The 25,387-nt window shown below is 70.4% G+C and carries 24 protein-coding genes and 1 pseudogene; 14 read left to right on the top strand and 11 right to left on the bottom strand.

Translation table 11 applies throughout. The annotated features are described in order from the left end of the window. Window position 1: 1 nt before the first annotated feature. From LZ017_RS11750 to LZ017_RS11730, 5 genes are all read left to right on the top strand, one after another. Window positions 2-223: a DUF350 domain-containing protein gene (locus tag LZ017_RS11750; protein ID WP_241397019.1), complete on the top strand. Its 222-nt coding sequence runs from the start codon at window positions 2-4 to the stop codon at window positions 221-223. Between the two features lie 134 nt (window positions 224-357). Continuing rightward, the gene (locus LZ017_RS11745; protein WP_241397018.1) at window positions 358-753 is read left to right on the top strand and encodes a PA2779 family protein; all 396 of its coding nucleotides are present in this window, start codon (window positions 358-360) and stop codon (window positions 751-753) included. Next, window positions 750-1,706 (top strand): PA2778 family cysteine peptidase, encoded by a 957-nt coding sequence (locus LZ017_RS11740; RefSeq protein ID WP_241397017.1) that lies wholly within the window; start codon window positions 750-752, stop codon window positions 1,704-1,706. The genes LZ017_RS11745 and LZ017_RS11740 overlap by 4 nt, the downstream gene beginning before the upstream one ends. Before the next feature lie 41 nt (window positions 1,707-1,747). Beyond that, complete coding sequence (locus LZ017_RS11735; RefSeq protein ID WP_241397016.1) at window positions 1,748-3,361, top strand: polyamine aminopropyltransferase; 1,614 nt, start codon at window positions 1,748-1,750, stop codon at window positions 3,359-3,361. Between the two features lie 77 nt (window positions 3,362-3,438). After that, a complete protein-coding gene (locus LZ017_RS11730; protein ID WP_241397015.1) occupies window positions 3,439-5,052 on the top strand; it encodes an FAD-dependent oxidoreductase in 1,614 nt (537 codons plus the stop codon). Window position 5,053: 1 nt separating this feature from the next. Here the strand turns inward: LZ017_RS11730 and LZ017_RS11725 are convergent, their stop codons facing one another. From LZ017_RS11725 to LZ017_RS11705, 5 genes are all read right to left on the bottom strand, one after another. Beyond that, the gene (locus LZ017_RS11725) at window positions 5,054-5,305 is read right to left on the bottom strand and encodes a MoaD/ThiS family protein (protein ID WP_241397014.1); all 252 of its coding nucleotides are present in this window, start codon (window positions 5,303-5,305) and stop codon (window positions 5,054-5,056) included. Between the two features lie 58 nt (window positions 5,306-5,363). After that, complete coding sequence (gene glp, locus LZ017_RS11720; protein WP_241397013.1) at window positions 5,364-6,629, bottom strand: gephyrin-like molybdotransferase Glp; 1,266 nt, start codon at window positions 6,627-6,629, stop codon at window positions 5,364-5,366. Next, window positions 6,622-8,070 (bottom strand): threonine synthase, encoded by a 1,449-nt coding sequence (thrC, locus tag LZ017_RS11715; protein ID WP_241397012.1) that lies wholly within the window; start codon window positions 8,068-8,070, stop codon window positions 6,622-6,624. Before thrC ends, glp begins: the two co-directional genes overlap by 8 nt. Before the next feature lie 7 nt (window positions 8,071-8,077). Then, window positions 8,078-9,400 (bottom strand): homoserine dehydrogenase, encoded by a 1,323-nt coding sequence (locus LZ017_RS11710; RefSeq protein ID WP_241397011.1) that lies wholly within the window; start codon window positions 9,398-9,400, stop codon window positions 8,078-8,080. Between the two features lie 98 nt (window positions 9,401-9,498). Continuing rightward, window positions 9,499-10,725 carry a pyridoxal phosphate-dependent aminotransferase gene (locus tag LZ017_RS11705; protein ID WP_241397010.1) on the bottom strand — a complete coding sequence of 409 codons (1,227 nt, stop codon included), beginning with the start codon at window positions 10,723-10,725 and terminating at the stop codon, window positions 9,499-9,501. Between the two features lie 135 nt (window positions 10,726-10,860). Between LZ017_RS11705 and LZ017_RS11700 the strand changes: the two genes are divergently transcribed. From LZ017_RS11700 to LZ017_RS11685, 4 genes are all read left to right on the top strand, one after another. Further along, complete coding sequence (locus tag LZ017_RS11700) at window positions 10,861-11,235, top strand: Mth938-like domain-containing protein (RefSeq protein WP_241397009.1); 375 nt, start codon at window positions 10,861-10,863, stop codon at window positions 11,233-11,235. Between the two features lie 117 nt (window positions 11,236-11,352). Continuing rightward, a complete protein-coding gene (locus LZ017_RS11695) occupies window positions 11,353-11,832 on the top strand; it encodes a peroxiredoxin (RefSeq protein WP_241397008.1) in 480 nt (159 codons plus the stop codon). 297 nt (window positions 11,833-12,129) lie between these two features. Then, window positions 12,130-13,884, top strand: coding sequence for a PhoH family protein (locus tag LZ017_RS11690; protein ID WP_241397007.1), 1,755 nt, complete (start codon window positions 12,130-12,132; stop codon window positions 13,882-13,884). A 34-nt stretch (window positions 13,885-13,918) separates the two neighbouring features. Beyond that, complete coding sequence (locus tag LZ017_RS11685) at window positions 13,919-14,767, top strand: HAD family hydrolase (RefSeq protein WP_241397006.1); 849 nt, start codon at window positions 13,919-13,921, stop codon at window positions 14,765-14,767. A gap of 37 nt (window positions 14,768-14,804) precedes the next feature. Here LZ017_RS11685 and LZ017_RS11680 read toward each other — a convergent pair whose 3' ends face one another. Next, window positions 14,805-15,302, bottom strand: coding sequence for a YidB family protein (locus LZ017_RS11680; RefSeq protein ID WP_374109916.1), 498 nt, complete (start codon window positions 15,300-15,302; stop codon window positions 14,805-14,807). Between the two features lie 38 nt (window positions 15,303-15,340). Further along, window positions 15,341-17,272: pseudogene (locus tag LZ017_RS11675) on the bottom strand (propionate--CoA ligase); the annotation flags it as partial. 339 nt (window positions 17,273-17,611) lie between these two features. On the opposite strand from LZ017_RS11675, the gene LZ017_RS11670 reads away from it, so the two are divergent. The 5 genes from LZ017_RS11670 (at window position 17,612) to LZ017_RS11650 (ending at window position 21,789) form a co-directional block, all read left to right on the top strand. Then, window positions 17,612-18,382, top strand: a complete 771-nt coding sequence (locus LZ017_RS11670; protein ID WP_308194072.1) for a C40 family peptidase — start codon at window positions 17,612-17,614, stop codon at window positions 18,380-18,382. Between the two features lie 107 nt (window positions 18,383-18,489). Further along, window positions 18,490-19,284, top strand: a complete 795-nt coding sequence (locus LZ017_RS11665; protein WP_374109913.1) for a DUF2189 domain-containing protein — start codon at window positions 18,490-18,492, stop codon at window positions 19,282-19,284. Window positions 19,285-19,303: 19 nt separating this feature from the next. Further along, the gene (locus LZ017_RS11660) at window positions 19,304-19,522 is read left to right on the top strand and encodes a DUF2788 domain-containing protein (protein WP_241397002.1); all 219 of its coding nucleotides are present in this window, start codon (window positions 19,304-19,306) and stop codon (window positions 19,520-19,522) included. Beyond that, window positions 19,519-20,148, top strand: a complete 630-nt coding sequence (locus LZ017_RS11655) for a YitT family protein (protein WP_241397001.1) — start codon at window positions 19,519-19,521, stop codon at window positions 20,146-20,148. Before LZ017_RS11660 ends, LZ017_RS11655 begins: the two co-directional genes overlap by 4 nt. Window positions 20,149-20,223: 75 nt before the next feature. After that, window positions 20,224-21,789, top strand: a complete 1,566-nt coding sequence (locus tag LZ017_RS11650) for a hypothetical protein (RefSeq protein ID WP_241397000.1) — start codon at window positions 20,224-20,226, stop codon at window positions 21,787-21,789. Window positions 21,790-21,831: 42 nt separating this feature from the next. On the opposite strand, the gene LZ017_RS11645 is transcribed toward LZ017_RS11650, so the two are convergent. The 4 genes from LZ017_RS11645 to LZ017_RS11630 all read right to left on the bottom strand — a co-directional run bounded on the left by LZ017_RS11645 (window position 21,832) and on the right by LZ017_RS11630 (window position 25,353). After that, the gene (locus LZ017_RS11645; protein WP_241396999.1) at window positions 21,832-22,419 is read right to left on the bottom strand and encodes a DUF3501 family protein; all 588 of its coding nucleotides are present in this window, start codon (window positions 22,417-22,419) and stop codon (window positions 21,832-21,834) included. A 28-nt stretch (window positions 22,420-22,447) separates the two neighbouring features. Beyond that, window positions 22,448-23,797 carry a (Fe-S)-binding protein gene (locus LZ017_RS11640; RefSeq protein ID WP_241396998.1) on the bottom strand — a complete coding sequence of 450 codons (1,350 nt, stop codon included), beginning with the start codon at window positions 23,795-23,797 and terminating at the stop codon, window positions 22,448-22,450. Between the two features lie 122 nt (window positions 23,798-23,919). Further along, window positions 23,920-24,339, bottom strand: coding sequence for a rubrerythrin family protein (locus LZ017_RS11635; protein ID WP_241396997.1), 420 nt, complete (start codon window positions 24,337-24,339; stop codon window positions 23,920-23,922). Window positions 24,340-24,480: 141 nt separating this feature from the next. Further along, a complete protein-coding gene (locus tag LZ017_RS11630) occupies window positions 24,481-25,353 on the bottom strand; it encodes an alpha/beta hydrolase (RefSeq protein WP_241396996.1) in 873 nt (290 codons plus the stop codon). Between the last annotated feature and the right edge of the window lie 34 nt (window positions 25,354-25,387).

Below are 25,387 nucleotides of genomic sequence, written 5' to 3'. Positions count from 1 at the left end.
CATGGAATTCGAATGGCTCAAACCCGGCATCGTGCTGGGCTCCATCCTGTACGCGGTCATCGGCGTGCTGGTGTTCTGGATCAGCTTCGTGATCATCGACAAGCTCACGCCCTACAAGCTGTGGGAAGAGATCGTCGAGCACAAGAACATGGCGCTGGCCGTGGTCGTCGCGGCGATGTGCATCTCGATCGGCCAGATCGTCGCGGCCGCCATCCACGGCTGAACGGCCGCGCCGTGCTCCGCGCCCTGCCGCGGACGGGAAAGGTTGCCACCCGGCATCCGATGTGAGCAGGCGTAAAGCCTCTTGGGAGCGCGCGCGGGTCTTTCTAGACTGCCGCCCTTCCCGAAAGGTCCGCCATGCCACACGCCCAACGCCTGATCGCTTCCACCCTGGCCCTGTCCTGCCTGCTGAGCGCGCTGCCCTTGCGCGCTCAGGCGCAGATCGTTCCCACGGACGCCTTGCTGGCGACCACCCAGCCCGCGGGTGACGCCGGTCGTGAACGCGTGCGCGCCTTCCTGGCGCGCGCCGATGTCCATGCCGCGCTGCAGCAGCAGGGCGTGGACGCCGACGCGGCGCGCGCCCGCGTGGACGCCCTGTCCGACGCCGAGATCGCCGAACTCGACGGCCGCATCGCGCAGGCCCCCGCCGGTGGCGACGTGCTGGGCGTGCTGTTCACCGTCTTCGTGATCCTGCTGGTGACCGACATCCTGGGCCTGACCAAGGTCTTCCCCTTCACCCGCTCGGTGCGATGACACCGCGGCGCGGCCGGCGCGCGCTGCTGACCGCGGCCGGCGCGCTGGGCCTGGGTGGACTGGGCGGCTGCGCCACGCCGCCGCAGACCCGGGCGCTGGATCAGCACTGGCCGCCGGGCCTGCCGCCGCGCGTGCGGCTGGACGACACGCCCTTCATTGCGCAGCAGGACTACGAATGCGGCCCCGCCGCGCTGGCCATGCTGCTGCAGCGCGCCGGCCGGCCGGTGACGCCGGAGCAGCTCAAGCCCCAGGTCTACCTGCCCGGCCGCCAGGGCTCGCTGCAGCTGGAGATGCTGGTGGCCGCGCGCCGCCACGGCCTGGCCAGCCATCGCCTGCCGCCGCGCCTGGACGCGCTGCTGGCCGAGCTGGCCGCGGGCCATCCGGTGCTGGTGTTCCAGAACCTGTCGCTGCCGCTGGCGCCGGTCTGGCACTACGCGGTGGCGATCGGCTACGAGCGCGACACCCGGACACTGTGGCTGCACAGCGGCCGCGAGGCCGGCATGGCCCTGCCGCTCGAAGTCTTCGAGCGCACCTGGTCGCGCGCCGACCACTGGGCCATGCTCGCGCTGCCGCCCGAGCAGCTGCCCGCGACGCTGGACGCCGACGCGCTGGCCAGCGGCCTGGTCGCGCTGGAGCGGCTGGATGCGGCGGCCGCGCAGCGCGGCTATGCGCAGGCCCTGCGGCGCTGGCCGCGCCACGCGGTGCTGCTGATGGGATTGGGCAACAGCGCCTACGCGCAACGCCGCCTGGACCAGGCGCAGGACGCCTATGTGCGCCTGACCCTGGCCCATCCGCAACTGGCCGACGGCTGGAACAACCTCGCCCAGGTGGCGCTGGAGCGCGGCCGGCGCGGCGAGGCGCGCGCGGCCATCGCGCGCGCCGTGGCACTGGGCGGGCCGCGCGAGCCCGCCTACCGCGCGCTGCAGCGCCGCATCCAGGCCGGCGGGTCCTGAATCGAACGGCGCGGCACCGGGCGCGTGTTAGCCTCGCGCGCATGCCGGACACCCACAACAACACCACCACCTCCGACACCGACCCCGAAACCGACGCCACCCCCTCTCGCGTCACGCTGCCCGAAGTCCTGCTGCTCGCCAGCGTCTTCGTGATCGCGGCCTGCGGGCTGGTCTACGAACTGGCCGCCGGCGCGCTGGCCAGCTATCTGCTGGGCGACTCGGTGCTGCAGTTCAGCACCATCATCGGCAGCTATCTGTTCGCCATGGGCGTGGGCTCCTGGCTGTCGCGCTACATCGAGCGCCAGCTGGTCGCCCAGTTCCTCACCATCGAGCTGCTGGTGGGCGTGATCGGCGGGCTGATGCCGGCCCTGCTCTTCACCGCGCACAGCCTGCTGCCGCCCGGCCACCTGGGCGCCTTCCGTCTGCTGCTGTACGGCATGGTGCTGCTGGTCGGCGCGCTGGTGGGGCTGGAGATCCCGCTGGTGATGCGCATCCTGAAGCGCCACTTTCGCGCCCGCTACCAGCTCAAGCATCTGGTCTCGCAGGTGCTGACCTTCGACTACCTGGGCGCGCTGGGCGTGGCCGTGGCCTTCCCGCTGCTGCTGGTGCCGCATCTGGGCCTGGTGCGCACCGGGCTGTTCTTCGGCCTGCTCAATGTGGGTGTGGCGGTCTGGGCGCTGTGGCTGTTCCGCGCCGAGCTGCGCGCGCTGAAGCGTCACGCGCTGGCCTGCGCGGCCAGCCTGGCGCTGCTGGTGGTGGGCATGGTCTACGCCGACCAGCTGAGCACCTGGGCCGAGGACCGCTTCTACGGCGAGCACATCGTGCTCAAGCACAGCAGCGCCTACCAGCGCATCGTGCTGACCGAGAGCCAGGCCGGCGTGCGCCTGTTCCTCAATGGCAACCTGCAGTTCCATTCGCGCGACGAGTACCGATACCACGAGGCCCTGGTCCATCCGGCGATGGCCGCGCATGGCGCGCCGCGCAAAGTGCTGATCCTGGGCGGCGGCGATGGCATGGCGCTGCGCGAGGTGCTGCGCTATCCCTCGGTGCAGCAGGCCACGCTGGTGGAGCTGGATCCCAAGATGACCGAGCTGTTCGCCAGCGCGCCGCGGCTACGCGCGCTGAACGGCGATGCGCTGCGCGACCGCCGCGTCCGCGTCGTCAACACCGACGCCTTCGGCTGGCTGGAGCAGACCGACGAAAGCTTCGACATCATCCTGATCGACTTCCCCGACCCGAGCAATTTCGCGCTGGGCAAGCTCTACACCGCGAGCTTCTACAAGCTGGTCGACCAGCACCTCAACGCCAGCGGCTACGCCGTCGTGCAGTCCACCTCGCCGCTGATCGCGCGGCGCAGCTTCTGGACCGTGGTCCACACCCTGGAATCGGTGGGGCTGCAGACCCAGCCCTACCACGCCCACGTGCCCAGCTTCGGCGAATGGGGCTTCGTGTTGGCCGGCCGCCGGCCTTGGACGCCGCCGCGCCAACTGCCCAGCGGGCTGCGCTTCCTCACGCCGGAGGGCGTGCTGGCGCTGACGCAGTTCCCGTCGGACATGGCGCGGCCGGGCGCCGGCGAAGCGCCGCTGGAGGTCAACCGGCTGTCCAACCAGGTGCTGGTGCATGAGTTCGAGCGCGAATGGGGCCAGGTGAAATGATGCCGCCGGAGGCGGACGGCCACGGGCCTGGCCCGGCCGCGGTCCCGCAGCCGCGGCCAACGACCCGCCGGCGCTGGATGGGCGGCGCCGCCGCGCTGCTGGGCGGCGCGGTCGGCCTGCCGGGCTGCCGGCCCGCGGACGGCGACGCGCGGCAGGCCTTGAAGGACACGCTGGCGCGGCTGCAGGGCGGCTGGGTCGGCGCCGCGCATGCGCGCGGCCACCGGCTGCGCGATGCGGGCCCGCCGGCCTGGCCCGCGGGCGAGCCGCCGCGCCGCGCCCAGGTGCTGGTGCTGGGCGCCGGCATCGCCGGACTGGCCTGCGCGCGGCGCCTGCAGGCGGCCGGCGTGGACACGGCGCTGCTGGAGCTGGAAGACCAGCCTGGCGGCAACAGCCGCGGCCATGCGCTGCACGCCGCGGGCCGTGCCCTGCCCTGCCCGCTGGGCGCGCACTATCTGCCGCTGCCGGGTCCGCAGGCGCGCGAGGTGCAGGAGCTGTTGGCCGAGCTGGGCCTGGTGCGCGAGTTCGCCGGACGCCCGGTCTACGACGAGCGCCACCTGTGCCACAGCCCGCAGGAGCGGCTCTTCCACCAAGGCCGCTGGCACGAAGGCCTGCTGCCGCCCAGCGAGGACGCCGGCGTGCTGGCGCAGTACCGGCGCTTCGGCGCCGAGGTCGAGCGCGCGCGCCGCGAACTGGGCTTCGCGATGCCCGCGCATCGCGCGCCGTGGACGCCCGGTCATGCGCGGCTGGACGCGCAGACCTTCGCACAGTGGCTGGACGAGCGCGGCCTGGACGCGCCGCCGCTGCGCTGGTATCTGGACTACTGCTGCCGCGACGATTTCGGCGCGCCGGCCGCGCAGGTCTCGGCCTGGGCCGGGCTGCACTACTTCGGCAGCCGCCACGGCTTCATGCAGGCCGAGGAGCGCGAGGCCGTGCTCACCTGGCCCGAGGGCAACGCCTGGCTGGTGCAGCGCCTGGCCGCGCCGCTGGCCGGGCGGCTGCATACCGGCCGCAGCGTGCTGGCGCTGCGCGAGCAACGCCACGAGGTCGAGGTGCTGGCGCTGGACGAGCGCAGCGGCCGGCCGGAGCGCTGGAGCGCCGCGCAGGTGGTGCTGGCGCTGCCGCTGTTCATCGCCGCCCGCATCGTCCAGCAGCCGCCCGAGGCGCTGCGCCAGGCCGCCGCGCAGGCACGCTACGCGCCCTGGCGCGTCGCCAACCTGCTGCTGGATGCGCCGCCGCTGGAACGCCTGGGCCTGGGTCCGGCCTGGGACAACGTGGTCTACGGCAGCGCCTCGCTGGGCGTGGTGAACGCCGCCCATCAGGCGCTGGACCCGCGGCCCGGCCCGCAGGTCTGGACCGCCTACCAGGCCCTGCCGGTGGCGCAACGCCAGGCCTTGCAGACACAGGACTGGGGCAGCGCCGCGGCCGAGATCCTGGCCGAGCAGATGCCGCTCTATCCCGACCTGCTGCAACGTGTGCAGCGCATCGACCTGATGCGCTGGGGCCATGCGATGAGCATTCCTCTGCCCGGCGTGCGCGGCAGCGCGGCGCTGGCCGAGCTGCGCGAACGCGGCCAGGGCCGGCTGCATGTGGCGCATGCCGACCTGGCGGGCTATTCGGTGTTCGAGGAGGCCTACACCTCGGGCTGCGAGGTGGCGCAGCGGCTGCTGCGCGCGGCCGGTCGGCGCGCCTGACTCAGCCGCCGGTCACCGGCGGGAAGAAGGCGACCTCGGCCCCATCGGGCACCTCGGTGTCCTCGGCGGCCAGCACCTGGTTCAGCGCGCAGCGCAGCACGCGGCCGCGCGCCAGCGCGCTGGCATGCGGTTCGCCGCGGGCGATCAGGCGGTCGCGCAGCGCGCCCAGCGTGAGCCCCGGCTCGTGCGCCAGGGTCTCCGCGGAACCCAGGGCCTCGCGCAGCGAGGCGAAGTAACGCAGCTGGATGGTCATGGCGTCGTGGCTCTCAAGAAAACAAAGGGCCGGCGCGAAGCGGCAGGTCCCGGGGCGTTCAGAACAGTTCGGAGAACGGCAGGAAGCGCAGCGTCTGCCCCGGCTCGACGGTGGCGCCGGGCGCCAGCTCCACCAGGCCGTCGGCCCAGGCGGCCGAGCTCAGCACGCCCGAGCTCTGGTTGCCGAAAAGCTGCAGCCGGCCCTCGTCGTCGAGGCGGGCGCGCAGGAACTCGCGGCGCTTGTCACCCTTGGTCCAGCGGAAGCCGGCCGGCAGCGGCCAGGCGCGCGGCTGCAGCTGCATCGCGCCCTGCATGCGCAGCAGCACCGGCCGCACGAAGAGCAGAAAGGTCACGAAGCTGGACACCGGGTTGCCCGGCAGGCCCAGCACCCAGGTCTTGCCCTCGCCGTCCGGGCGGTGCACCTCGCCGAAGGCCAGCGGCTTACCGGGCTTGATCGCGATCTGCCACAGGTCCAGCCGGCCCTCGGCCTGCAGCGCCGGCTTCAGGTGGTCCTCTTCGCCGACGGAGACGCCGCCGGAGCTGAGGATGAGGTCCGCGCCACCCGCGACGCTGGCGGCCTCGCGCAGCGCGGCACGCGTGGCGGCCAGACTGTCGGGCACCAGGCCCAGATCGCGCACCTCGCAGCCCAGCGCCAGCAGCAGCGCGTGCAGCGTGCTGCGGTTGGAGTTGTAGATCTGCCCCGGGCCCAGCGGCAGGCCCGGCATCACCAGCTCGTCGCCGGTGGAGAACAGCGCCACGCGCGGCTTGCGTGCCACGCGCAGCCGCGCGGCGCCGGCGGTGGCGGCCAGGCCCAGCGAGCCGGCATGCAGCCGCAACCCCGCCGCCAGCACGCGCTGGCCGCGGTGCAGGTCCTCGCCGCGGCGGCGTATCGCCAGCCCCGGCGTGAGCGGGGCCAGGATGCGCACCTGTCCGAGGCCGCCCGCCGCGCCATCCGCGGCCGGCAGCGCCTCGCAGCTCTCCTGCATCAGCACCGCATCGGCGCCCTCGGGCACCGGCGCGCCGGTGAAGATGCGCGCCGCCGTGCCGGGTTGCAGCGGCCGCGGCGTGCTGCCCGCGGGCACGCGCTGCGACACCGGCAGCACCGTGCCCGGTGCGGGCACGTCGGCGACGCGCAGCGCATAGCCGTCCATCGCGCTGTTGTCGTGAGGCGGCACGTCCAGCGGCGAGATCAGGTCTTCGGCGAGCACACGGCCGCCGGCTTCGGCGGTGGGCAGCCACTCGGTCCCGGCGAGCGGTTGCACCGCCGCGAGCAGGCGCTCCAGCGCCTCGTCCATGGACAACAGGGTGGAACGCGGGTCAGACATGGGTGGCGAGATAGTCCTTGACGGGCTGGACCTGCGCGGGCAGCCGCTGCACGCGCTTGGGCAGCGCCTCGATGCCGGCCAGGTGCGCAGGGCGCGGCGGCGTGAAGCCCAGCGCCTCTTCGATGGTGGCGGCGAACTTCGCCGGCAGCGCGGTCTCCAGCACCAGCATGGGAACGCCGGGCTGGCGCCGCTCCAGCGCCACCTTCAGCCCGTCGGCCGTGTGGGTGTCGATGATCTGGCCATAGCGCTCATGGCACAGACGCAGCGTCGCCAGCCGGTCGGCATGGCTGCTGCGCCCGGATGTAAAGCCGAAGCGCGCGATCGCGGCCGTCTCGTCCGCCGACAGCGCGAAGCGCCCGTCGCGCTCCAGCGCGTCCTTGAACAGGGCCTTCACGCGCGCGCCGTCGCGGCCCAGCAGGTCGTAAACGAAGCGCTCGAAGTTGCTCGCCTTGGAGATGTCCATCGACGGGCTGGAGGTCTCGTGCGTCTCCGCCGTCGGCCGCGGCCGGTAGACGCCGGTGCGGAAGAACTCGTCCAGCACGTCGTTCTCGTTGGTGGCCACCACCAGCTGCGCGATCGGCAGGCCCATCATGCGCGCCACATGGCCGGCGCAGACGTTGCCGAAGTTGCCGGACGGGACCGTGAAGCTGACCTGGGGCCAGTCCGCCAGCGTCGCCGGCGCGCTGCCCTCGGGCAGCCGGCCTTCTGCCCGGAGGGCGTAGAAGTAGCCGGCGAAGTAGTACACGACCTGGGCCAGCAGGCGCGCCCAGTTGATGGAGTTGACCGTGCCGATCTTGTAGCGGCGCTTGAAGTCCAGGTCGTTGGAGACCGCCTTGACAATGTCCTGGCAGTCGTCGAACACGCCCTCGACCGCGAGGTTGTGGATGTTGGCGTCCTGCAGGCTGAACATCTGCGCCTGCTGGAAGGGGCTCATGCGCCCGTGCGGCGAGAGCATGAAGACATTCACGCCCTTCTTGCCGCGCATCGCGTACTCGGCCGCGCTGCCGGTGTCGCCGCTGGTCGCGCCGAGGATGTTGAGCGTCTCGCCGCGACGGCCCAGTTCGTACTCGAACAGTTGGCCCAGCAGCTGCATCGCCATGTCCTTGAAGGCCAGCGTGGGCCCGTTGGACAGGGCCTGCAGCGCCAGCCCCGGCTCCAACGGCTTCAGCGGCGTGATCTCGGGCGTGCCGAAGACCTCGGCGGTGTAGGTGCGGCGCACCAGCGCGCGCAGGTCGTCGGCGGGGATGTCGTCGATGTACAGCGACAGGATCTCGAAGGCCAGGTCCGCGTAGGACAGGCCGCGCCAGCGCGCCAGGGTCGCCGCGTCGAGCCGCGGATAGGCCACCGGCAGGTAGAGGCCGCCATCGGGCGCCAGGCCCTCCAGCAGGATCTCGCAGAAACGGCGCTCCGTCTGGTCGCCACGCGTGCTGATGTACTTCATGATCGGATCAGGCCAGCTCTTCCTTGCGCAGCCGCACGATGGGCGCGAGCACGGTGGGCAGCCCCTGCATCTGCGCCAGCGCCTTGCTCATGCGTCCTTCCTCGGTATCGTGGGTCAGGATGATCAGGTCGGTCTGGCGCTCGCCCTCGGCCGATTCACGCTGCAGCACCGCGTCGATGGAGATGTCGTTCTCCGCCAGGATGGTGGTGATGCGCGACAGCACGCCGGCCTCGTCGGCGACGCGCAGGCGCAGGTAGAACGAGGTCTGCACCTGCTCCATCGGCAGGATGGGCGTGTCGCTCATCGCATCGGGCTGGAAGGCCAGGTGCGGCACGCGGTGGTCGGGGTCGGCCGTGTGCAGGCGGGTGATGTCGACCAGGTCCGCGATCACCGCCGACGCGGTGGGCTCGGAGCCGGCGCCCTTGCCGTAGTACAGCGTGGTGCCGACCGCGTCGGCCTGCACCAGCACCGCGTTCATCGCGCCCTCGACATTGGCGATCAGCCGGTTGGCCGGGATCAGCGTCGGGTGCACGCGCAGCTCGATCCCACCGCCGTCGACGTTGTTGCGCCGCCGCGCGATGCCCAGCAGCTTGATGCGATAGCCCAGCTGCTCGGCATAGCGGATGTCGGCGGGCTGCAGCTGGGTGATGCCCTCCACATGGGCCTTGTCGAACTGCACCGGGATGCCGAAGGCGATCGCGCTCATGATGGTCGCCTTGTGCGCGGCGTCCACGCCTTCGATGTCGAAGGTCGGGTCGGCCTCGGCATAGCCCAGGCGCTGCGCCTCCTTCAGCACGGTGCCGAAGTCCAGGCCCTTGGAGCGCATCTCCGACAGAATGAAGTTGGTCGTGCCGTTGATGATGCCGGCGATCCACTCGATGCGGTTGGCGGTCAGGCCCTCGCGCAGCGCCTTGATGATGGGGATGCCACCGGCCACCGCGGCCTCGAACGCCACCATCACGCCCTTGGCGCGCGCGGCGGCGAAGATCTCGCTGCCATGCACCGCCAGCAGCGCCTTGTTCGCGGTCACCACATGCTTGCCGGCCGCGATGGCCTCCAGCACCAGGGTCTTGGCGATGCCGTAGCCGCCGATCAGCTCGACGACGATGTCGATCTCGGGGTTGGCAATGACCTGGCGCGCATCCGCCACCACCGGGCAGGCGTCGCCGACGATGCTGCGCGCGCGCTCGACGTCGAGGTCGGCCACCATCGCAATCTCGATCCCGCGGCCTGCGCGGCCACGGATTTCCGCCTGGTTGCGGCGCAGCACCTGGAAGGTGCCACTGCCCACGGTACCGATGCCCAGCAGGCCAACTTTGATCGCTTTCATCTCGTACTCGCTCGTCTCGTCTTGAATTCCCCAGCGGCACCGGCTCTGCCGGGCCACCGGATGCGCTCCCTTGAAGGGGAGACAGGTGCTTCGGGGGGTCAGGCCATGTGGCGCTTGCGATAGTGCGACAGGAACCGTTCGATGCGGCCAATGGCCTCACGGAGATCGTCCGTGTTGGGCAGGAACACGAGCCGGAAGTGATCGGGGGCGATCCAGTTGAAGCCCGTCCCCTGCACGATCAGCACCTTTTCCTCGGCCAGCAGCTCGTAGGCGAACTGCTGGTCGTCCTCGATCGGATAGATCTTGGGGTCCAGGCGGGGGAACATGTACAGCGCGGCCTTGGGCTTGACGACGCTGACGCCGGGGATCTGGCTGATCAGCTCGTAGGCCAGGTCGCGCTGGCGCGCCAGGCGGCCGCCCGGCGCGACCAGGTCCTTGATGCTCTGGTAGCCGCCCAGCGCGGTCTGGATCGCGAGCTGGCCCGGCGTGTTGGCGCACAGGCGCATCGAGGCCAGCATGTTCAGGCCCGTGATGTAGTCGCGCGCATGGCGCTTCTCGCCGGACACCACCATCCAGCCGGCGCGGTAGCCGCAGCTGCGGTAGTTCTTGGACAGGCCGTTGAAGGTCAGGCACAGCACGTCCTCGGCCAGCGACGCGATGCTGGTGTGGATGTGGCCGTCGAACAGCGTCTTGTCGTAGATCTCGTCGGCCATGATGATGAGCTGGTGCTCGCGGGCGACCTGGACGATCTCCTTGAGCAGCTCGGCCGGATAGAGCGCGCCGGTCGGGTTGTTGGGGTTGATGACGACGATGGCCTTGGTGCGCGGCGTGATCTTGGCGCGGATGTCGGCGATGTCGGGGAACCAGTCGCTGCCCTCGTCGCAGATGTAGTGCACCGGCGTGCCGCCGGACAGTGCCACGGCCGCGGTATAGAGCGGGTAGTCGGGCGACGGCAGCAGCACCTCGTCGCCGTTGTCCAGCAGCGCGTTGAGCGCCATCACGATCAGTTCCGAGGCGCCGTTGCCCAGGTAGACGTCGTCCACCGCGACGCCCTTGATGCCCTTTTCCTGGCAGTAGTGCACCACCGCCTTGCGGGGCGCGAACAGGCCCTTGGAATCGGTGTAGCCGGCGGCATCGGGCAGGTTGCGGATCATGTCCTGCACGATCTCGTCCGGCGGCATCAGGCCGAAGGCGGCGATGTTGCCGATGTTCAGCTTGATGATCTTCTGCCCCTCTTCCTCCATCTGGCGCGCCTTGTCGAGCACGGGTCCGCGGATGTCGTAGCAGACATTGGCCAACTTGCTGGACTTCGCGACGGTCTTCAAGACGGTGACTCCTCGGAGCGGGAACAAGAGTGGATGGAGCCTGACGCCAGGGACTCCGGGGGATCTTGCATTTAAACACAGGGATTCCCCCGGGCCGGCGCACGGCAGGCTTCATGACTGCCAAAATGAGCGTCAATGAAATTTCAACTCGACGAGCCGCAAGGCGGCAACAGCATCTCCCGGCACGATGCGCAGACGGTCTGGGTGAACGGTCAGGCACACGCGCGCAGCGTGCTCGTGCCCTGGCAGGGCGAGGTCCAGGCCTGGGACGTGCAGCGCCTCGAAGACCTCGGTGAGCAGCACTTCGCGCAGATCCTCGCGCTCAAGCCGGAGCTGGTCGTGTTCGGCAGCGGCGCAAAGCTGCGCTTCGTGCATCCGCGGCTCTACCGCGCATTGATCGACGCGCGCATCGGCATGGACACCATGGACACCGCGGCAGCCTGCCGCACCTACAACGTGCTGGCGAGCGAGGGGCGTTCGGTGTTGGCCGCGCTGCTGATTCCGGGTTGATGGCGGGCCCCGCACCGCTCCCCCGCCAGGGGGGCGCCTGCGTCAAGGGTGCGCTGGCCGTTCGACGTATAATTGTTGGCTGTGCCCGCCGGGGCTCCATCCTTCATATAACGCCACATGACGCCAGCGCTCAACAAACCCCTTCCGGACATTGAAGCTCTTGCAACGGGAGGCGTGAAATTCACACCCCAGGCCTTCTTGGGCCGGGTCGTGGTGCTGTACTTCTACCCCAAGGACAACACCCCGGGCTGCACCACCGAGGCCATGCAGTTCCGCGACCACCACAAGGACTTCGTCAAGGCCGGCGCCGTTGTGCTCGGCGTCTCGCGCGACAACATGGTCTCGCACGAAAAGTTCAAGCAGAACCTGGAGCTGCCCTTCGAGCTGATCGCCGATACCGAAGAGAAGCTGTGCCACATGTTTGGCGTGGTGAAGAACAAGATCATGTACGGCAAGAAGGTCAAGGGCATCGAGCGTTCGACCTTCCTGATCGACGCGCAGGGCATTCTGCGTGAGGAATGGCGAGGCATCAAGGTGGCCGGCCATGTGGACGAGGTCCTGAAGGCCGTGAAGTCCCTGAAGAAGGAAGCCGCCTGAGCCCGTTGCGCTCTGGCTGACCGGGTGGCGCGAGCCGCCCAGTATCCACCAGGCCGGCCCCAGCCATCGCGCTGCGGCCGGCTTTGTTGTATCCGGGCGGCGGCCGGGGATGGCTCACGGCCCGGGAAGGCAGTTTGTGCATAATCGACGCATGCCCCTGTGCCATCGCAACCCACCCAGCGCAAGCCGCACCGAGCCTGGTGCGGCTTTTTGCTTTGTGGGCAGGGGCAGGACCTCCGGCCCTGCTTCCACGATGGAGGGCCCAGGGCTTTACCCGCCTGTCTCGCTCACTCGCACATGCCACTGCCCAAGCCTCCGACCCAGCGCGCCAGCCGCCTAGACCCCGAAGCCCTCGCGACGAACCTGTCGCCCAGCAAACGCCCGCCCGTGCTCGAGGCTCCCGCGACCGCCGCCGTTGCCGCCGCGTCCCCCGCCCTGCCCTCCGCTGTCACCGCCGCCCCCGCGGCCAGCGCCGCGAAGTCGGCCGGCCGGACACGCGCCGGCGGCAAGCCGCGCGACGCGGTCGCCGCGGCACCCACGCCCGAATTGCGTGGCAGCACCCAGCCCTCGCTGGCGCTGGTGGCACCGCCACCCACGCCCGCCAAGGCCAAGCCGGCCGCGACGCGCGCCAAGGCCCGCAAGCAGCCCGCCGGCGAACCCAAGCTCTTCGTGCTGGACACCAATGTGCTGATGCACGACCCGATGTCGCTGTTCCGTTTCGAGGAGCACGACATCTACCTGCCCATGATCACGCTGGAGGAACTGGACGGGCACAAGAAGGGCATGACCGAGGTCGCGCGCAACGTGCGCCAGGTCAGCCGCGAGCTGGACCACCTGGCCGCCAGTCTGAAGAGCAGCAGCCTGGAGGAGATGGCCAAGGGCCTGCCGCTGGACGGCACCGGCCACCGCGAGGCCGGCGGCAAGTTGTTCTTCCAGACCCAGCTGCTGAACGCCGCGCTGCCCCAGGGCCTGCCGCAGGGCAAGGCCGACAACCAGATCCTCGGCGTGGTGCAGGCGCTCAAGGAAGCGCAGCCGGGCCGCGAGGTGGTGCTGGTGTCCAAGGACATCAACATGCGCGTCAAGGCGCGCGCGCTGGGACTGCCGGCCGAGGACTACCGCAACGACAAGACCCTGGAGGACTCGGACCTGCTGTACACCGGCGTCCAGGCCCTGCCGGCGGACTTCTGGGAGCGCCACGGCAAGACCATGGAGAGCTGGAGCCAGGGCGGCACCACCTTCTATCGCATCAGCGGCCCGCTGGTGCCCACGCTGCTGGTGAACCAGCTGGTCTATCTCGAAGCCCCCGGCGCCGCGCCGCTGTATGCCAAGGTCAACGAGATCACCGGCAAGACCGCGGTGCTGCGCACGCTGAAGGACTACGGCCACCAGAAGAACGCCGTCTGGGGCGTCGCGGCGCGCAACCGCGAACAGAACTTCGCGCTCAACCTGCTGATGGACCCGGACTGCGACTTCGTCACGCTGACCGGCTCGGCCGGCACCGGCAAGACGCTGATGACCCTGGCCGCCGGGCTGTCGCAGGTGTTGGACGAGCGCCGCTACAGCGAGATCATCGTCACCCGCGTCACCGTGCCGGTGGGCGAGGACATCGGCTTCCTCCCCGGCACCGAGGAGGAGAAGATGGGCCCCTGGATGGGCGCGCTGGACGACAACCTAGAGGTGCTGGCGCGCAGCGACAACAGCGCCGGCGAATGGGGCCGCGCCGCCACCAACGACCTGGTGCGCAGCAAGATCAAGATCAAGAGCCTGAACTTCATGCGCGGGCGCACCTTCCTGAACAAGTACGTGATCATCGACGAGGCGCAGAACCTGACGCCCAAGCAGATGAAAACGCTGATCACCCGCGCCGGTCCGGGCACCAAGATCGTCTGCCTGGGCAACCTGGCGCAGATCGACACGCCCTATCTGACCGAAGGCAGCTCGGGCCTGACCTATGCGGTCGACAAGTTCAAGGGCTGGGCCCACAGCGGCCACGTGACCCTGGCGCGCGGCGAACGCTCGCGCCTGGCGGACTTCGCGTCCGAGGTGCTGTGACCCGGGCGCGCCGCCACGCCGCCGGCTGACGCCCATGCGCTTCTATGTTTCGGACCTGGACGGCACCCTGCTGGACCCGCAGGCCCAGCTGTCCTCGCGCACCCGCAGCGGGCTGACCGAGCTGCTGCTGGAGGGCCTGCCCTTCACGGTGGCCAGCGCCCGCAACGTGGTGTCCATGCGCCGCATCCTGGAGGGGCTGCCGATCCGGCTGCCGGTGGTCTCGTCCAACGGCGCCTACATCGCCGACCTCACCAGCGGACGCTACGAGCTGGTCAATGCGATGGAACCGGCGCTGGGGCAGGCCATCTTCGCGCTGGTGCGACGGCACGGGCTGATGCCCTTCGTCGCCACGCATGGTCCGTCGGGCGACCAGCTGTTCTGGCAGACCGTCAGCAACGAGGGCCAGCAGCGCTTCGTCGACGAGCGCGAGCGCCAGGCCGATCCGCGGCTGCGCCGCACCGAGCGCATGCAGGACGAACTGCGCGATCCGGTGGTCACCTTGCTGGTGGTCGACGCGGCCGGGCCGCTGCGGGCCCTGCAGGCCGAGATCGAGGCGCAGTTCGGCGACCAGGTGATCACCCACCTCGCCGACGACATCTACATGCCCGGCTGGCCCTGGCTCAACGTGCACGACCGCCGCGCCAGCAAGGACCAGGCGATCGCTTCCCTGGCGCAGCGCTACGGCCTGCTGGGCCGCGAGCTGGTCGTGTTCGGCGACCAGGTGAACGACCTGCCCATGCTGCGCGCCGCGCACCACGCCATCGCCGTGGCCAACGCCAGCGACGACGTCAAACGAGCGGCGCACCGCATCATCGGCCCCCATCACGAGGACGCGGTGCTGCACTACATCGCACAGGACTGGCAGATGCTGCGGGGCGGCTGAGTACCCCGGCCTCGCGTCGCCGCGCGGGATTGGCGGCTCAGCGGCTCTGGCCCAGCAAGCCGCCCAGTTGGCTCAATTGGCCCAACAGCCCGTCCAGGCCCGGGTCGCCCTGGGGCAATTGGCCCTGAGGCGTGAGCCGATCGACGATCTGCGGCAACCACTGGCTCAGCTGGGTGCTGGCCTCGCCCGGCGACACGCCGGCCTGCTGCGCCAACTGGCCCAGCAAACCGCCATGGCCACCCAGCGCCGCGCCCAATTGATCCGCCGACACCGGCAGATTGGCGCCCGTGGACACCCAGGACCGGACCTGCTCGCCCAGCCCCGCCGACTCCAGCTGCTGCAGCAGCGCGCCCAGCCCGCCGGCCACGCCGCCGCCCTGCCCCTGGCTGGACAGCAGCCCGGCGATCAAGCCCACCCAGTCGGCGCCACCGGCGCCCGCCTGGCCACTCAAGGCCTGCTGGGCGGCGCCCAGCATCGAATCCAACAGCCCCATGGTCTTACCTCCATCGCGGCAACGGCGCCGCGGCGAGGGGATTGTGGCGCGGCAACGATGTCAGAGGTCGATCAATCGCCTCAGGTCCGGCCCAGTGCCGCGCGAATCTGCTCCAGCGCGCTGGGATCCTCGATGGTGGACAGGTCACCCGGATCGCGTCCTTCGCTGACCGCCTGCAGCGCCCGGCGCAGCAGCTTGCCGGAACGCGTCTTGGGCAGGGCCGTGACCAGCCGCACCCGCGCGGGGCGCGCCACCGCGCCCAGTTCGGCGTCGACCTTCTTCAGGATCTCGCCTTCCAGCGCCTGGGCCTGTTCGGGCGTCGCCGCCCTGGCGGGGTCGCGCAGCACCGCGAAGGCCAGCGCCACCTGCCCCTTCAGCGCATCGGCCACGCCCACCACCGCCACCTCGGCCACCGCCGGATGGCCGGAGATGCACTCTTCGATCTCGCGCGTGCCCAGGCGATGGCCGGCGACGTTGATCACGTCGTCGCTGCGGCCGAGGATGAAGTAGAAGCCATCCTCGTCGCGCATGGCCCAGTCGAAGGTGGAATAGACCTGCTTGCCGGGGATGCCGTTCCAGTAGGTGCGCACGAAGCGCTCGTCGTCGCGCCAGACGGTCTGCATGCAGCCCGGGGGCAGCGGCCCCTCGATGGCCAGCAGGCCCTTCTGGTGCGCGCCGTGCAGCTCCTCGCCGGTGGCCTCGTCCAGCAACTTGACGCGGTAGCCATACATGGGCACGCCCGGTGAGCCGAACTTGGGGCTGTCATCGGCCACGCCGCGCGCCAGTGTCAGGATGGGCCAGCCCGTCTCGGTCTGCCAGTAGTTGTCCAGGATGGGCTTGTTCAGGCCCTCGGCGATCCAGCGCGCGGTGGGCTCGTCCAGCGGCTCGCCAGCCAGGAACAGCGTGCGCAGCGAGCTCAGGTCGTGGCGCGTCAGGAAGGCCGCGTCGTGCTTCTTCAGCACGCGGATCGCGGTCGGCGCGCTGAACATCACCGTGACCTTGTACTTCTCGACCAGCTGCCACCAGATCCCGGCGTCCGGCTCGGCCGACGCCCCGCGCCCGCTGAGCACCGGCAGGCCCTCGTACATCAGCGTCGCCATGCCGGCGATCAGCGGCCCGTAGATGATGTAGCTGTGGCCGACCACCCAGCCGATGTCGCTGGTGGAGAAAAAAGTCTCGCCCGCATGGCCGCCGAAGATGTGCTTCATGCTCGCGGCCAGCGCGACGCAGTAGCCGCCCACGTCGCGCTGCACACCCTTGGGCTTGCCGGTGGTGCCGCTGGTGTAGAGCGTGTAGCTGGGCGTGCTGGACTCCAGCCAGACGCAGTCCACCCGCTCGCCGCCATGCGCCTGGCGCAGCGCGGCGTAGTCCAGGTCGCGCCCGGCCACGCGCTCGAACGGCGCCAGGCCGCGGTCCACCATCAGCACCTTCTCGGGCTTGTGCTGGGCCAGCTGGATGGCCTCGTCCAGCAGCGGCTTGTAGGGCACGACCTTGCCGCCGCGGCTGCCCGCGTCGGCGCTGACGATCAGGCGCGGCGTCGCGTCGTCGATGCGGCTGGCCAGCGCATGGCTGGCGAAGCCGCCGAAGACCACCGAGTGGATGGCCCCGATGCGGGCGCAGGCCAGCATCGCGAACGCCGCCTCCGGGATCATGGGCATGTAGATCTGCACCCGATCGCCCTGCTGGACGCCCTGGGCGCGCAGGATGGCGGCCAGGGTTTCCACCTCGCGCTGCAATTGCGCGAAGCTGTACACCCGTTTCTGCCCGGTCTCGGTGGAGACCCAGATCAGCGCCGCCGCGTCGGGCCGCTGGCTGGCGTGGCGGTCCACCGCGTTGTGGCACAGATTGGTGCGCCCGCCAACGAACCAGCGCGCGAACGGGGGGCGCGAAAAGTCGCAGACCTGCTCGAAAGGCTGCTGCCAGTCGACCAGTGCCGCCTGCTCGCGCCAGAACGCGTCGGGCTGGTCCAGCGACTGTTGATAGAAGGCCTGATAGGCGGCGGCAACCATGGCATGTCTCCTGGCATTGGCAGGGGCCCCAGGACGCCGGGGCCCTGCGCTTCTTTATGGATCGAGGGGTGGATTGATTTCATACAGAGGCCCTGACAGCAGTCTGACCCTCCGAGCCGAGCACTGCGGCATTTGCTGCACCGCAAAAAACCGCGCATTCCGGCACAGGACGCGGCGCGCTTCTGTGGTCCAATACGGACCCAGCATTCGTTCCGTGGAAACCCTAGGTTCTAGGGAGTACCGTGGACCGTCCGTCGACTCAGACCTCGGACAAACACGTATCCATTCGAGACTTCCCTTGACAGCCCTTGGCCCGGCTTCTTAAGCTGCGCGCCGATCACCATGACCGAATCCCGCCTCACTTCGTCCCCCGCGAAATCGCTCCCCCGCCTGTGCCGGCCCCTGGCCTGCGCGACGGTGCTGGCGATGGCCTGCGTGGGCGCGGTGCAGGCCCAGTCCGCTCCCGCCGCCACGCCGGCCCTGAAGCCGCCGCCCGGCACCATGATGGGCGCCTACGGGCAGAGTCTCAGCCAGGCGGCCGCGGCCCCCGCAAGCCCGACCGCGACCCCGCCGAGCGCTCAAGTGCCGGCCGCGGCCGGTACCGGCAACGCCGGTGATGCGGTGAGCCGCTTCCTGCAGGAAAAAGGCCTGCTGGGCAACAGTGGCAGCGGCATGCTCAGCCAGGTGCGCGACAAGGCGTCCGATCTGGTGCTGTCGGCGATGAACTTCCTCGGCGTCCCCTACAAGCGGGGCGGCAATTCGCAAGACAACGGCTTCGATTGCAGCGGCTTCACGCGCCACATCTTCGAAATGAGCCTGGGGCTGGTGCTGCCCCACCGCGCCGACGAGCAGGCCCGGCTGTCCAGCCTGGTGCCCATCCAGCGCGAAGAACTCAAGCCCGGCGACCTGGTGTTCTTCAACACCATGCGCCGCACCTTCTCCCACGTGGGCATCTACGTCGGCGAGGGCAAGTTCATCCATGCGCCCCGCACCGGCAGCGCCGTGCGGGTCGAGGACATGCGCGAAAGCTACTGGGCCAAGCGCTTCACCGGCGCGCGCCGTGCCGACCTGGGCGCCATCGACGCCAGCCTGGTCGAGCGCGCCAGCCGCTGACCCCTCCGCTCCGTCACGGCGCCCGAGCCCTCGCCGCAGCCGCCCATCGCGGTTGTATTTCGCGCAATTGATAGGCATCAATTCGCATCGCGCGCTATCGTGGCAGCATGCGACCAATGCCCTACACCCGCCAAGCCCTCCATGAATCGCGCCGTTTCGGCGTGCGGCCGGTGCCGCCGCTGCGGCCCCTGGCCTGGCTGGCCATGGGCTGGCGCGACCTTTGGCGCTGCCCGCTGCCCTCGCTGCTGCAAGGCCTGGGGCTGGCGCTGATCGGCAGCCTGATCCTGACCCTGGCGCGCGACCGCTTCTGGCTGCTGGCCGGGGCCTTCAGCGGCTTCCTGCTGGTCGCGCCCATCCTGGCCACCGGCTTTTATGCGCTGAGCCATGCGCTGGAGCTGGGCCGGCGTCCGGACCTAGGCACCGTCGCCCAGGCCTGGTGGCCGCGCAACGGCCAGTTGGTCAAGTTCGGCCTGCTGCTGGCGTTGGCCGGAACCGGCTGGGTGCTGGTGTCGGCGGCGCTGATCACGGCCTATGCGCCGGGCCACATCAGCACGCCGGCCGACTTCCTGCGCCGCGTGGTGCTGGCGCCCGAAGGCTATCTGTTCGAGGTCTGGCTGGCATTGGGCGCGCTGCTGGCCGCGCCGGTGTTTGCCTCCACCGTCGTCGCGGTGCCGCTGCTGATGGAGCAGCGCATGCGCGTGCTGGCCGCGGTGTTCGCGAGCTGGCGCGTCGTGATGGAGCATCCCGCGCCGATCGCGCTGTGGGCCTTTCTCATCATGGCCCTGACCCTGCTGGGCATGGCCACCTTCATGCTGGGGCTGGTGCTGGTGCTGCCCCTGCTGGGTCACGCCAGCTGGCATGCCTACCGCGACCTGGTGCGCCGCCCCCAGGGCGAGCACTGAGCGGCAATGGAGAAGTAAGTTGTTCGGGTATTCCGAGGAGCAGATCGCTCAGTTCGGCCTGAGCGTGGGCGTTACCGCCTTCATGCTCTACATGCTGTTCATCATCCTGCAGCTGGCGCGCGAGTCCAAGGCGGGCCGCTTCGGCACCTTCATCCTGCTGCTGGGCCTGGGCTTCGGGCTGCTGGGCTTCGCGGCCAAGGGCGTGATCAAGTACTTCCTGGCGGGCGTGGGCGAATGAACGGCCATGTCGCGCTCAAGCACGCGTCGCGCGTGTTCCGGCACAGCCTGTTCGAGGACCTGCAGGCCCTGCTGACCGGCAGCCTGTTCGTCGCCCTGGGCGTGGCGATGTTCAAGCAGTTGGGCATGCTGACCGGCGGCACCGTGGGCATTGCGTTCCTGCTGCACTATGCCGGCGGCTGGCCCTTCGGGGCCCTGTTCTTCTGCCTCAACCTGCCCTTCTACTGGCTGGCCTACCGGCGCCTCGGGCTGGCTTTCACGCTCAAGACCATTGCCGCGATCACGCTGATGTCCACGCTGTCGGAGCTGCTGCCGCAATGGCTGCAGTTCGGTCGGCTGCATCCGCTGTTCGGCGCCGTGGCCGGCGGCCTGCTGATCGGGGCCGGCATGCTGATCCTGTTCCGCCACCGCGCCAGCCTGGGCGGCCTGAACGTGCTGGTGCTGTGGCTGCAGGAGAAAAAAGGCTGGCGCGCCGGCATCGTGCAGGCGGTGCTGGACGGCTGCATCCTGCTGGCCTCCGCCGCCTTTGTCGCACCGGAGCGCATCGGGCTGTCGCTGCTGGGCATGCTGGCGATGAATGCGGCGCTGGCGATCAACCACCGACCCGGCCGCTACACCGCGCTCTGATCCAGGCCCAGGGCTGCCCCGGGGCCGGCCCATGGGCCCACAGCCGCTATGCTGCGGGCAGCCACGCCGCAGCCCATGATCCGCCTCGCCCTGCCCCAGCCGCTGTCCCGCGCCGCCATCCCGGGCCGGCCGGCGCCGCTGCATCAGGCGCTGCTGCTGGCTCTGCTGCTGCATGTCTGGCTGATCCTGATGTTCGGCAGCGCGCCGGGCGGCAGCGCCAAGCCCGGCGAAGGCCGCTGGGGCTCGCTGAGCGTGAACCTGCGCGGCCTGCGCCCCGAGGCCGGCAGCGGCGCCGGCGCGCCCAGCGTGCCCGAGGCCGGTCCCGTGGGCACGCATGCCCAGCAGCGCTTCGGCGGCATGGTCAGGCCGGCCGATTCGCCCCCCCCGCCCGACGCCGGCCCCGGCGCGGCACGACTGGGACAGTGGCGCGCCCAGCCCAGCGAGCGTGCCACCGGTCGCGACACGCCTGGACCGGCGCCAACGCGGCCCCCCGCCGACGAGCGCCCGGCCACGCCCGCACCGGCCGAGCCCACCGAACCGCCACCGACCACGACTGTGCCGCAGCCCGCGCCGCCGTCCGTGCAGCGCTTCGAGGCCACGCCGCCCCCCCGGCCCGAACGCGCGGCAGCGGGCCGCATCGAGGCGATCAACGCCCAGGCCCAGGCACGGCAAGACCTGCCCCCCTCGCCCAGTTTGACCCTGCCCGAGCCCACGGCAACGATCCAGCGCCTGCAGGCGCCACCGCCCCCGACCGCCTCCGCCCGCCAGGCGCTCTCTCCTATCGAGCCCCGGCGCGCCGACCCGGGCGCCACGGAGGCGCCGCTCGCGCCGGCACCGGCACTCGTCCTGCCGGCCGCACCCGCGACACGCCAGTTCAACGCCGACCCTGTCCCCTTCTTGGCCCGCCCGGCGCCGGCAGCGCCCATCGAACGCCGCAGCCCCGCCCGGCCCGAGCTCGCCGCACCGCTGTCCACCACGCCAGCGCTGCAGCTGCTCACGGCTCCGCCGGCGGTGCTGCGCCAGATGGACGGCGAGGCCCCCCTGCCCGCCACCGCGGCACAACGCCCGGCTGCGATCGAGCGCAACCCGGCGGTGACGCAGGCCAACGCCACATCCAGCGACCTGCAACCCGCGCCCCGGCTGGAACTGCCCGCGACCGCCCCAACCCCCTCGTCAGCCGCACCCGCACCGGTACCCGCGACCGCCACACCGCCCGGCACGACCGCCGCCTCGGCCACGCCCGAGCGCAGCACCCCGCCCGCATCGACCGGCCATGCGTCCCCGGGCCCGCAGCCGGCCTCGCCGGCAGGCCGCGTCGCGCTGGACGGCTCCACGCTGCCGGGTGGTCCCGACGCGGGCGCCCGCGTGGGCCATGACCTCGCACTGCCGCCTTCGGCCCCGGCGAGCGCGCCGCAGCGTCCGCTGGATCTGCGCCTGCCGCGTGGCGGCGAGCCCTCGCGCGGCAGCGCGATCGGGCTGATACGCACCGTGCCCGTGCCACCAGAGCACAAGAACAAGGTGGAGAAGGCCGTGGAGAACGCGGCCAACAAGGACTGCCGCGACGCCTATGCCCGCTACGGCGTGTTGGCGGCGCTGCCGCTGGCCGCCGACGCACTGCGCGACAAAGGCTGTCGCTGGTAGGCCCGGCCGCGGCCGCGTGGCCCACCCATGCGGTGCATCGGCTCAGACCAGATCGCCCGCCAGCGCGCTCAGCGTCTCGGCCGGGATCTCCCGGTGCGCGGGGTAGTTGCGGTGGTCGCAGCCCAGCAGCACCCGGGCCCCGGCCCGCACCGCCTGGCGCGCCACCAGCGGCAGCTCGAAGCGCAGGAAATGCACCGACGAGGTCTTCTGTTCGTTCTCGCGCGCCAGGTCCTCGTCGGCGATCGCGTACTGCCTGGCGTGCCCCTCGACCTCGACGAACATGCGGTCTTCCACGCCGATCAGGCCCGCCAGCGCGCGCCGCCGCTCGTTCGGGTCGGGATACTCCAGCAGCAGCGTGGCCTTCCAGTTCGTGCCGTCGGGCAGCAGCGGCGCATAGGCGGCGATCTCCTGCAGGATGCCCTCGGGCTCGAAGATGCGCTCGATGCGCAGCATCTCCTGGATCTGGTAGCGGATGGTCTGTTCGTCCTCGAACTGCAGCGTCATGTGCTCACCCAGCTGCACGCTGCGCAGGCGACGGTGGGCGATGATCTGCGGCTTGAGCGCCGCGCGGGCCCGCGCATAGGCCTCCAGGCTCATCAGTGTGTCGGGGGTGAGTGTCGGCGGCGGCATCGCGGCTCCTGTGAGAAGGTCGGGAACGTCAGTCCAGGCCATAGGCCCGTCGCACCAGACTCAGCGGGTGCATCATCGCGCGCGCCGGCGTGCCGGCCTCGGCCATGCCCTGGCCGATGTGATGGATGGCCAGCGCGCAGTCCGACGCGATCACCTCGGGATCGTCCTTGGCCATGGCCTTGAACACCGGCCGGCCTATCTTCATCGCGACCGGGTGATAGGGCGTCTTCACACCGTAGGTGCCGGCATGGCCGGAACAGCGCTCCACGGTGTTGAGCTGCAGCGCCACATGGCGGCCGATCAGCTTGAACATCTCCTCGGTCTTGCGGCCCATGTTCTGCACCCGCGCATGGCAGGGGATGTGGTAGCTGACCCGGCCCAGCGGCGTCTTGAAGTCCGTCCTCAGCAGGCCGTCCTTGTGCCGCGCCACCAGGTATTCGAAGGGATCCCAGATCGCGTCGCGCACCTGCAGCACCTCGGCATCGTCCGGGAACATCAGCGGCAGCTCCTGCTTGAACATCAGCGTGCAGCTGGGGATGGCGCTGAGGATGGCATAGCCCTCGCGGGCGTAGCGCGCCAGCACGGGGATGTTGGCTTCCTTGTGGCGCGCCACCGCGTCCAGGTCGCCCAGCTCCAGCTTGGGCATGCCGCAGCAGCGCTCCTTCTCGACGATTTCATAGGGAATCTCGTTGTGCGCCAGCAGCTTGAGCAGGTCGTGGCCGATGCCCGGCTCGTTGTAGTTGATGTAGCAGGTGGAGAAGATCGCCACCCGGCCCGGCGTGCGCTCGCCGTGGGTGACCACCTGCGCGCGGCTGTCGGCGGCGCCCCAGCGGAAACGCCAGTTCGCCAGCGGCGGCATCCAGGCCCGCGGATGCACGCCCAGCACGGCGTCCATCGCGCGGCGCGCCGCGCGCGTGCGGTTCACCGCGTTGACGCCCTGAACCACGACGGGAATGCCGGCGAACTGGCCATGCACGTCGGTGGAGGCGAGAAAGCGCTCGCCCACACCGACCTCGCCCTTGCGGAAGCGGATCGCCTTGGCGCGCAGCATGGTGTGCGGGAAGTCCAGGTTCCAGGCATGCGGAGGCACATAGGGACACTTGGTCATGTAGCAGAGGTCGCACAGATAACACTGCTCCACCACCTTCCAGAAGTCCTGGCGCGCCACCCCGTCCACCTCGCCACTGGGCCCCTGGTCGACGAGATCGAACAAGGTGGGAAAGGCCTGGCACAGGTTGACGCAGCGCCGGCAGCCATGGCAGATCTCGAAGATGCGCTCCATCTCGTGGAGGCATTGCTGTTCGTCGTAGAACGAAGGGTTCTTCCAGTCCAGCGGATGCCGGGTGGGCGCCTCCAGATTGCCTTCTCTCGTGCTCATGAGCCGCTCCGGGGACAGGATCGCGCAATGCGCTGGAGCCCACGGCGGCCCCGGCGCATTGCGGCGCACACGCGCCGCCGCCCCGCGTGGAAGTACCCGCCTCGCGGCGGGCTAGGCCGGTCTCAGTCGACCAGCGCGTCCAGTGCCTTCTGGTAGCGGTTGGCGTGCGAGCGCTCCGCTTTCGCCAGGGTCTCGAACCAGTCCGCGATCTCGTCGAAGCCTTCGTCGCGCGCGGTCCTGGCCATGCCCGGGTACATGTCGGTGTACTCGTGCGTCTCGCCGGCCACCGCGGCCTTCAGGTTGTCGCGCGTCGCGCCGATCGGCAGCCCGGTGGCCGGGTCGCCCACCTGCTCGAGAAACTCCAGATGCCCATGCGCGTGGCCGGTCTCACCTTCGGCCGTGGAACGGAACAACGCCGCCACGTCGTTCTGGCCCTCGATGTCGGCCTTGTTCGCGAAGTACAGGTAACGGCGATTGGCCTGCGACTCACCGGCGAACGCGTCCTTGAGGTTCTGCTCGGTCTTGGATCCCTTCAGTCCCATGGCTCACTCCCTTCGGAAATGGTTGGCGATCACTGAAAGCGGCCCCCTGGGCCCCTGCACCCGGATGCCTCTCGAACCGGCGGCACGCCAAGACGCTAGCTCAAAGCCCGGACGGGAGCCAATACAGAACTTCAATGCGATTCATAGCAGTGCGCTATACCAGCGCAGATCCAGCAGGTGGCGCGCCATCTGGTGGCTGCGGCCCTCGGGGTCGGCGAGGTCGTGCAGCACGGTGAAATGGTTGAAGCCCCGCAGGCGCTCGCAGACCGGCACGGTGCGCGGTCCCCAGGCCTCGCGGATCAGCCCCGTCTGGCGCTGGAATTCCTCGCTTTCGTCGCCGCCCACCAGCGCGTACAACGGCTGCTCGGGCGGCGGGAAATGCACCGGGCTGAGCCGCCGCACCGACGCCTCGTCCAACCGCAAATCGGCCTGCAGCGAAGGCACGCGCAGCAGCGGTGCCAGGTCATGCAGGCCCGAGATGCTCAGCGCTCCCTTGACCAGATGGCGCGGCAGCTCCGGCGCCACCGTCTTCCAGTCGCAGCACATCAGCATCGCCGCCAGGTGCCCGCCCGCCGAATGCCCCGCGACGACGATGCGCGTCGGGTCGCCGCCATAGCGCCCGGCATGGCGCCAGACCCAGGCCAGCGCCTGGCTCAGCTGCAGTGGGATGCGCTCCATCCCCACCTCGGGACAGAGGCTGTAGTTGGGCACGACCACCATCGCACCCTCGTCGCGGAACACCGCGGCCAGGAAGGAGTGGTCGCTCTTGTCCAGCGAGCGCCAGTAGCCGCCGTGCAGAAAGACCAGCACCGGCGCCGGCTCCGCGGTATCCGCCGGAAAGACGTCCAGGCGCTCCATCGGGCCCTCGCCATAGGGCAGGTCCAGATGGGCCGGGATGCGCGAACGCGTCAGCGCCGAGGCCTGCGCCCAGCGCTGCAGGATCTCGGCGCTGTCGCTGACGCGCTGGCGGTTGTTGTACTGGGCCTCCCACCAGGCCGAGCTGGATGGCTTCATCGTGTGCTTCCGAGGGTGCAACGCGCCGCAGTGT

It is taken from the genome of Pelomonas sp. CA6 (genome assembly GCF_022549225.1).
Lineage (GTDB): Bacteria > Pseudomonadota > Gammaproteobacteria > Burkholderiales > Burkholderiaceae_C > Roseateles.
The sequence above is the reverse complement of the archived record's forward strand: the minus strand, read 5'-3'. Positions and strand labels throughout refer to the sequence as shown.

Bases quoted from the DNA above. Each gene is read 5' to 3' on its own strand.
- LZ017_RS11750 (WP_241397019.1), top strand. From the start codon at position 2: ATGGAATTCGAATGGCTCAAACCCGGCATCGTGCTGGGCTCCATCCTG.
- LZ017_RS11745 (WP_241397018.1), top strand. From the start codon at position 358: ATGCCACACGCCCAACGCCTGATCGCTTCCACCCTGGCCCTGTCCTGC.
- LZ017_RS11740 (WP_241397017.1), top strand. From the start codon at position 750: ATGACACCGCGGCGCGGCCGGCGCGCGCTGCTGACCGCGGCCGGCGCG.
- LZ017_RS11735 (WP_241397016.1), top strand. From the start codon at position 1,748: ATGCCGGACACCCACAACAACACCACCACCTCCGACACCGACCCCGAA.
- LZ017_RS11730 (WP_241397015.1), top strand. From the start codon at position 3,439: ATGGGCGGCGCCGCCGCGCTGCTGGGCGGCGCGGTCGGCCTGCCGGGC.
- LZ017_RS11725 (WP_241397014.1), bottom strand. From the start codon at position 5,305: ATGACCATCCAGCTGCGTTACTTCGCCTCGCTGCGCGAGGCCCTGGGT.
- glp (WP_241397013.1), bottom strand. From the start codon at position 6,629: ATGTCTGACCCGCGTTCCACCCTGTTGTCCATGGACGAGGCGCTGGAG.
- thrC (WP_241397012.1), bottom strand. From the start codon at position 8,070: ATGAAGTACATCAGCACGCGTGGCGACCAGACGGAGCGCCGTTTCTGC.
- LZ017_RS11710 (WP_241397011.1), bottom strand. From the start codon at position 9,400: ATGAAAGCGATCAAAGTTGGCCTGCTGGGCATCGGTACCGTGGGCAGT.
- LZ017_RS11700 (WP_241397009.1), top strand. From the start codon at position 10,861: ATGAAATTTCAACTCGACGAGCCGCAAGGCGGCAACAGCATCTCCCGG.
- LZ017_RS11695 (WP_241397008.1), top strand. From the start codon at position 11,353: ATGACGCCAGCGCTCAACAAACCCCTTCCGGACATTGAAGCTCTTGCA.
- LZ017_RS11690 (WP_241397007.1), top strand. From the start codon at position 12,130: ATGCCACTGCCCAAGCCTCCGACCCAGCGCGCCAGCCGCCTAGACCCC.
- LZ017_RS11685 (WP_241397006.1), top strand. From the start codon at position 13,919: ATGCGCTTCTATGTTTCGGACCTGGACGGCACCCTGCTGGACCCGCAG.
- LZ017_RS11670 (WP_308194072.1), top strand. From the start codon at position 17,612: ATGACCGAATCCCGCCTCACTTCGTCCCCCGCGAAATCGCTCCCCCGC.
- LZ017_RS11665 (WP_374109913.1), top strand. From the start codon at position 18,490: ATGCGACCAATGCCCTACACCCGCCAAGCCCTCCATGAATCGCGCCGT.
- LZ017_RS11655 (WP_241397001.1), top strand. From the start codon at position 19,519: ATGAACGGCCATGTCGCGCTCAAGCACGCGTCGCGCGTGTTCCGGCAC.
- LZ017_RS11650 (WP_241397000.1), top strand. From the start codon at position 20,224: ATGATCCGCCTCGCCCTGCCCCAGCCGCTGTCCCGCGCCGCCATCCCG.
- LZ017_RS11645 (WP_241396999.1), bottom strand. From the start codon at position 22,419: ATGCCGCCGCCGACACTCACCCCCGACACACTGATGAGCCTGGAGGCC.
- LZ017_RS11640 (WP_241396998.1), bottom strand. From the start codon at position 23,797: ATGAGCACGAGAGAAGGCAATCTGGAGGCGCCCACCCGGCATCCGCTG.
- LZ017_RS11635 (WP_241396997.1), bottom strand. From the start codon at position 24,339: ATGGGACTGAAGGGATCCAAGACCGAGCAGAACCTCAAGGACGCGTTC.
- LZ017_RS11630 (WP_241396996.1), bottom strand. From the start codon at position 25,353: ATGAAGCCATCCAGCTCGGCCTGGTGGGAGGCCCAGTACAACAACCGC.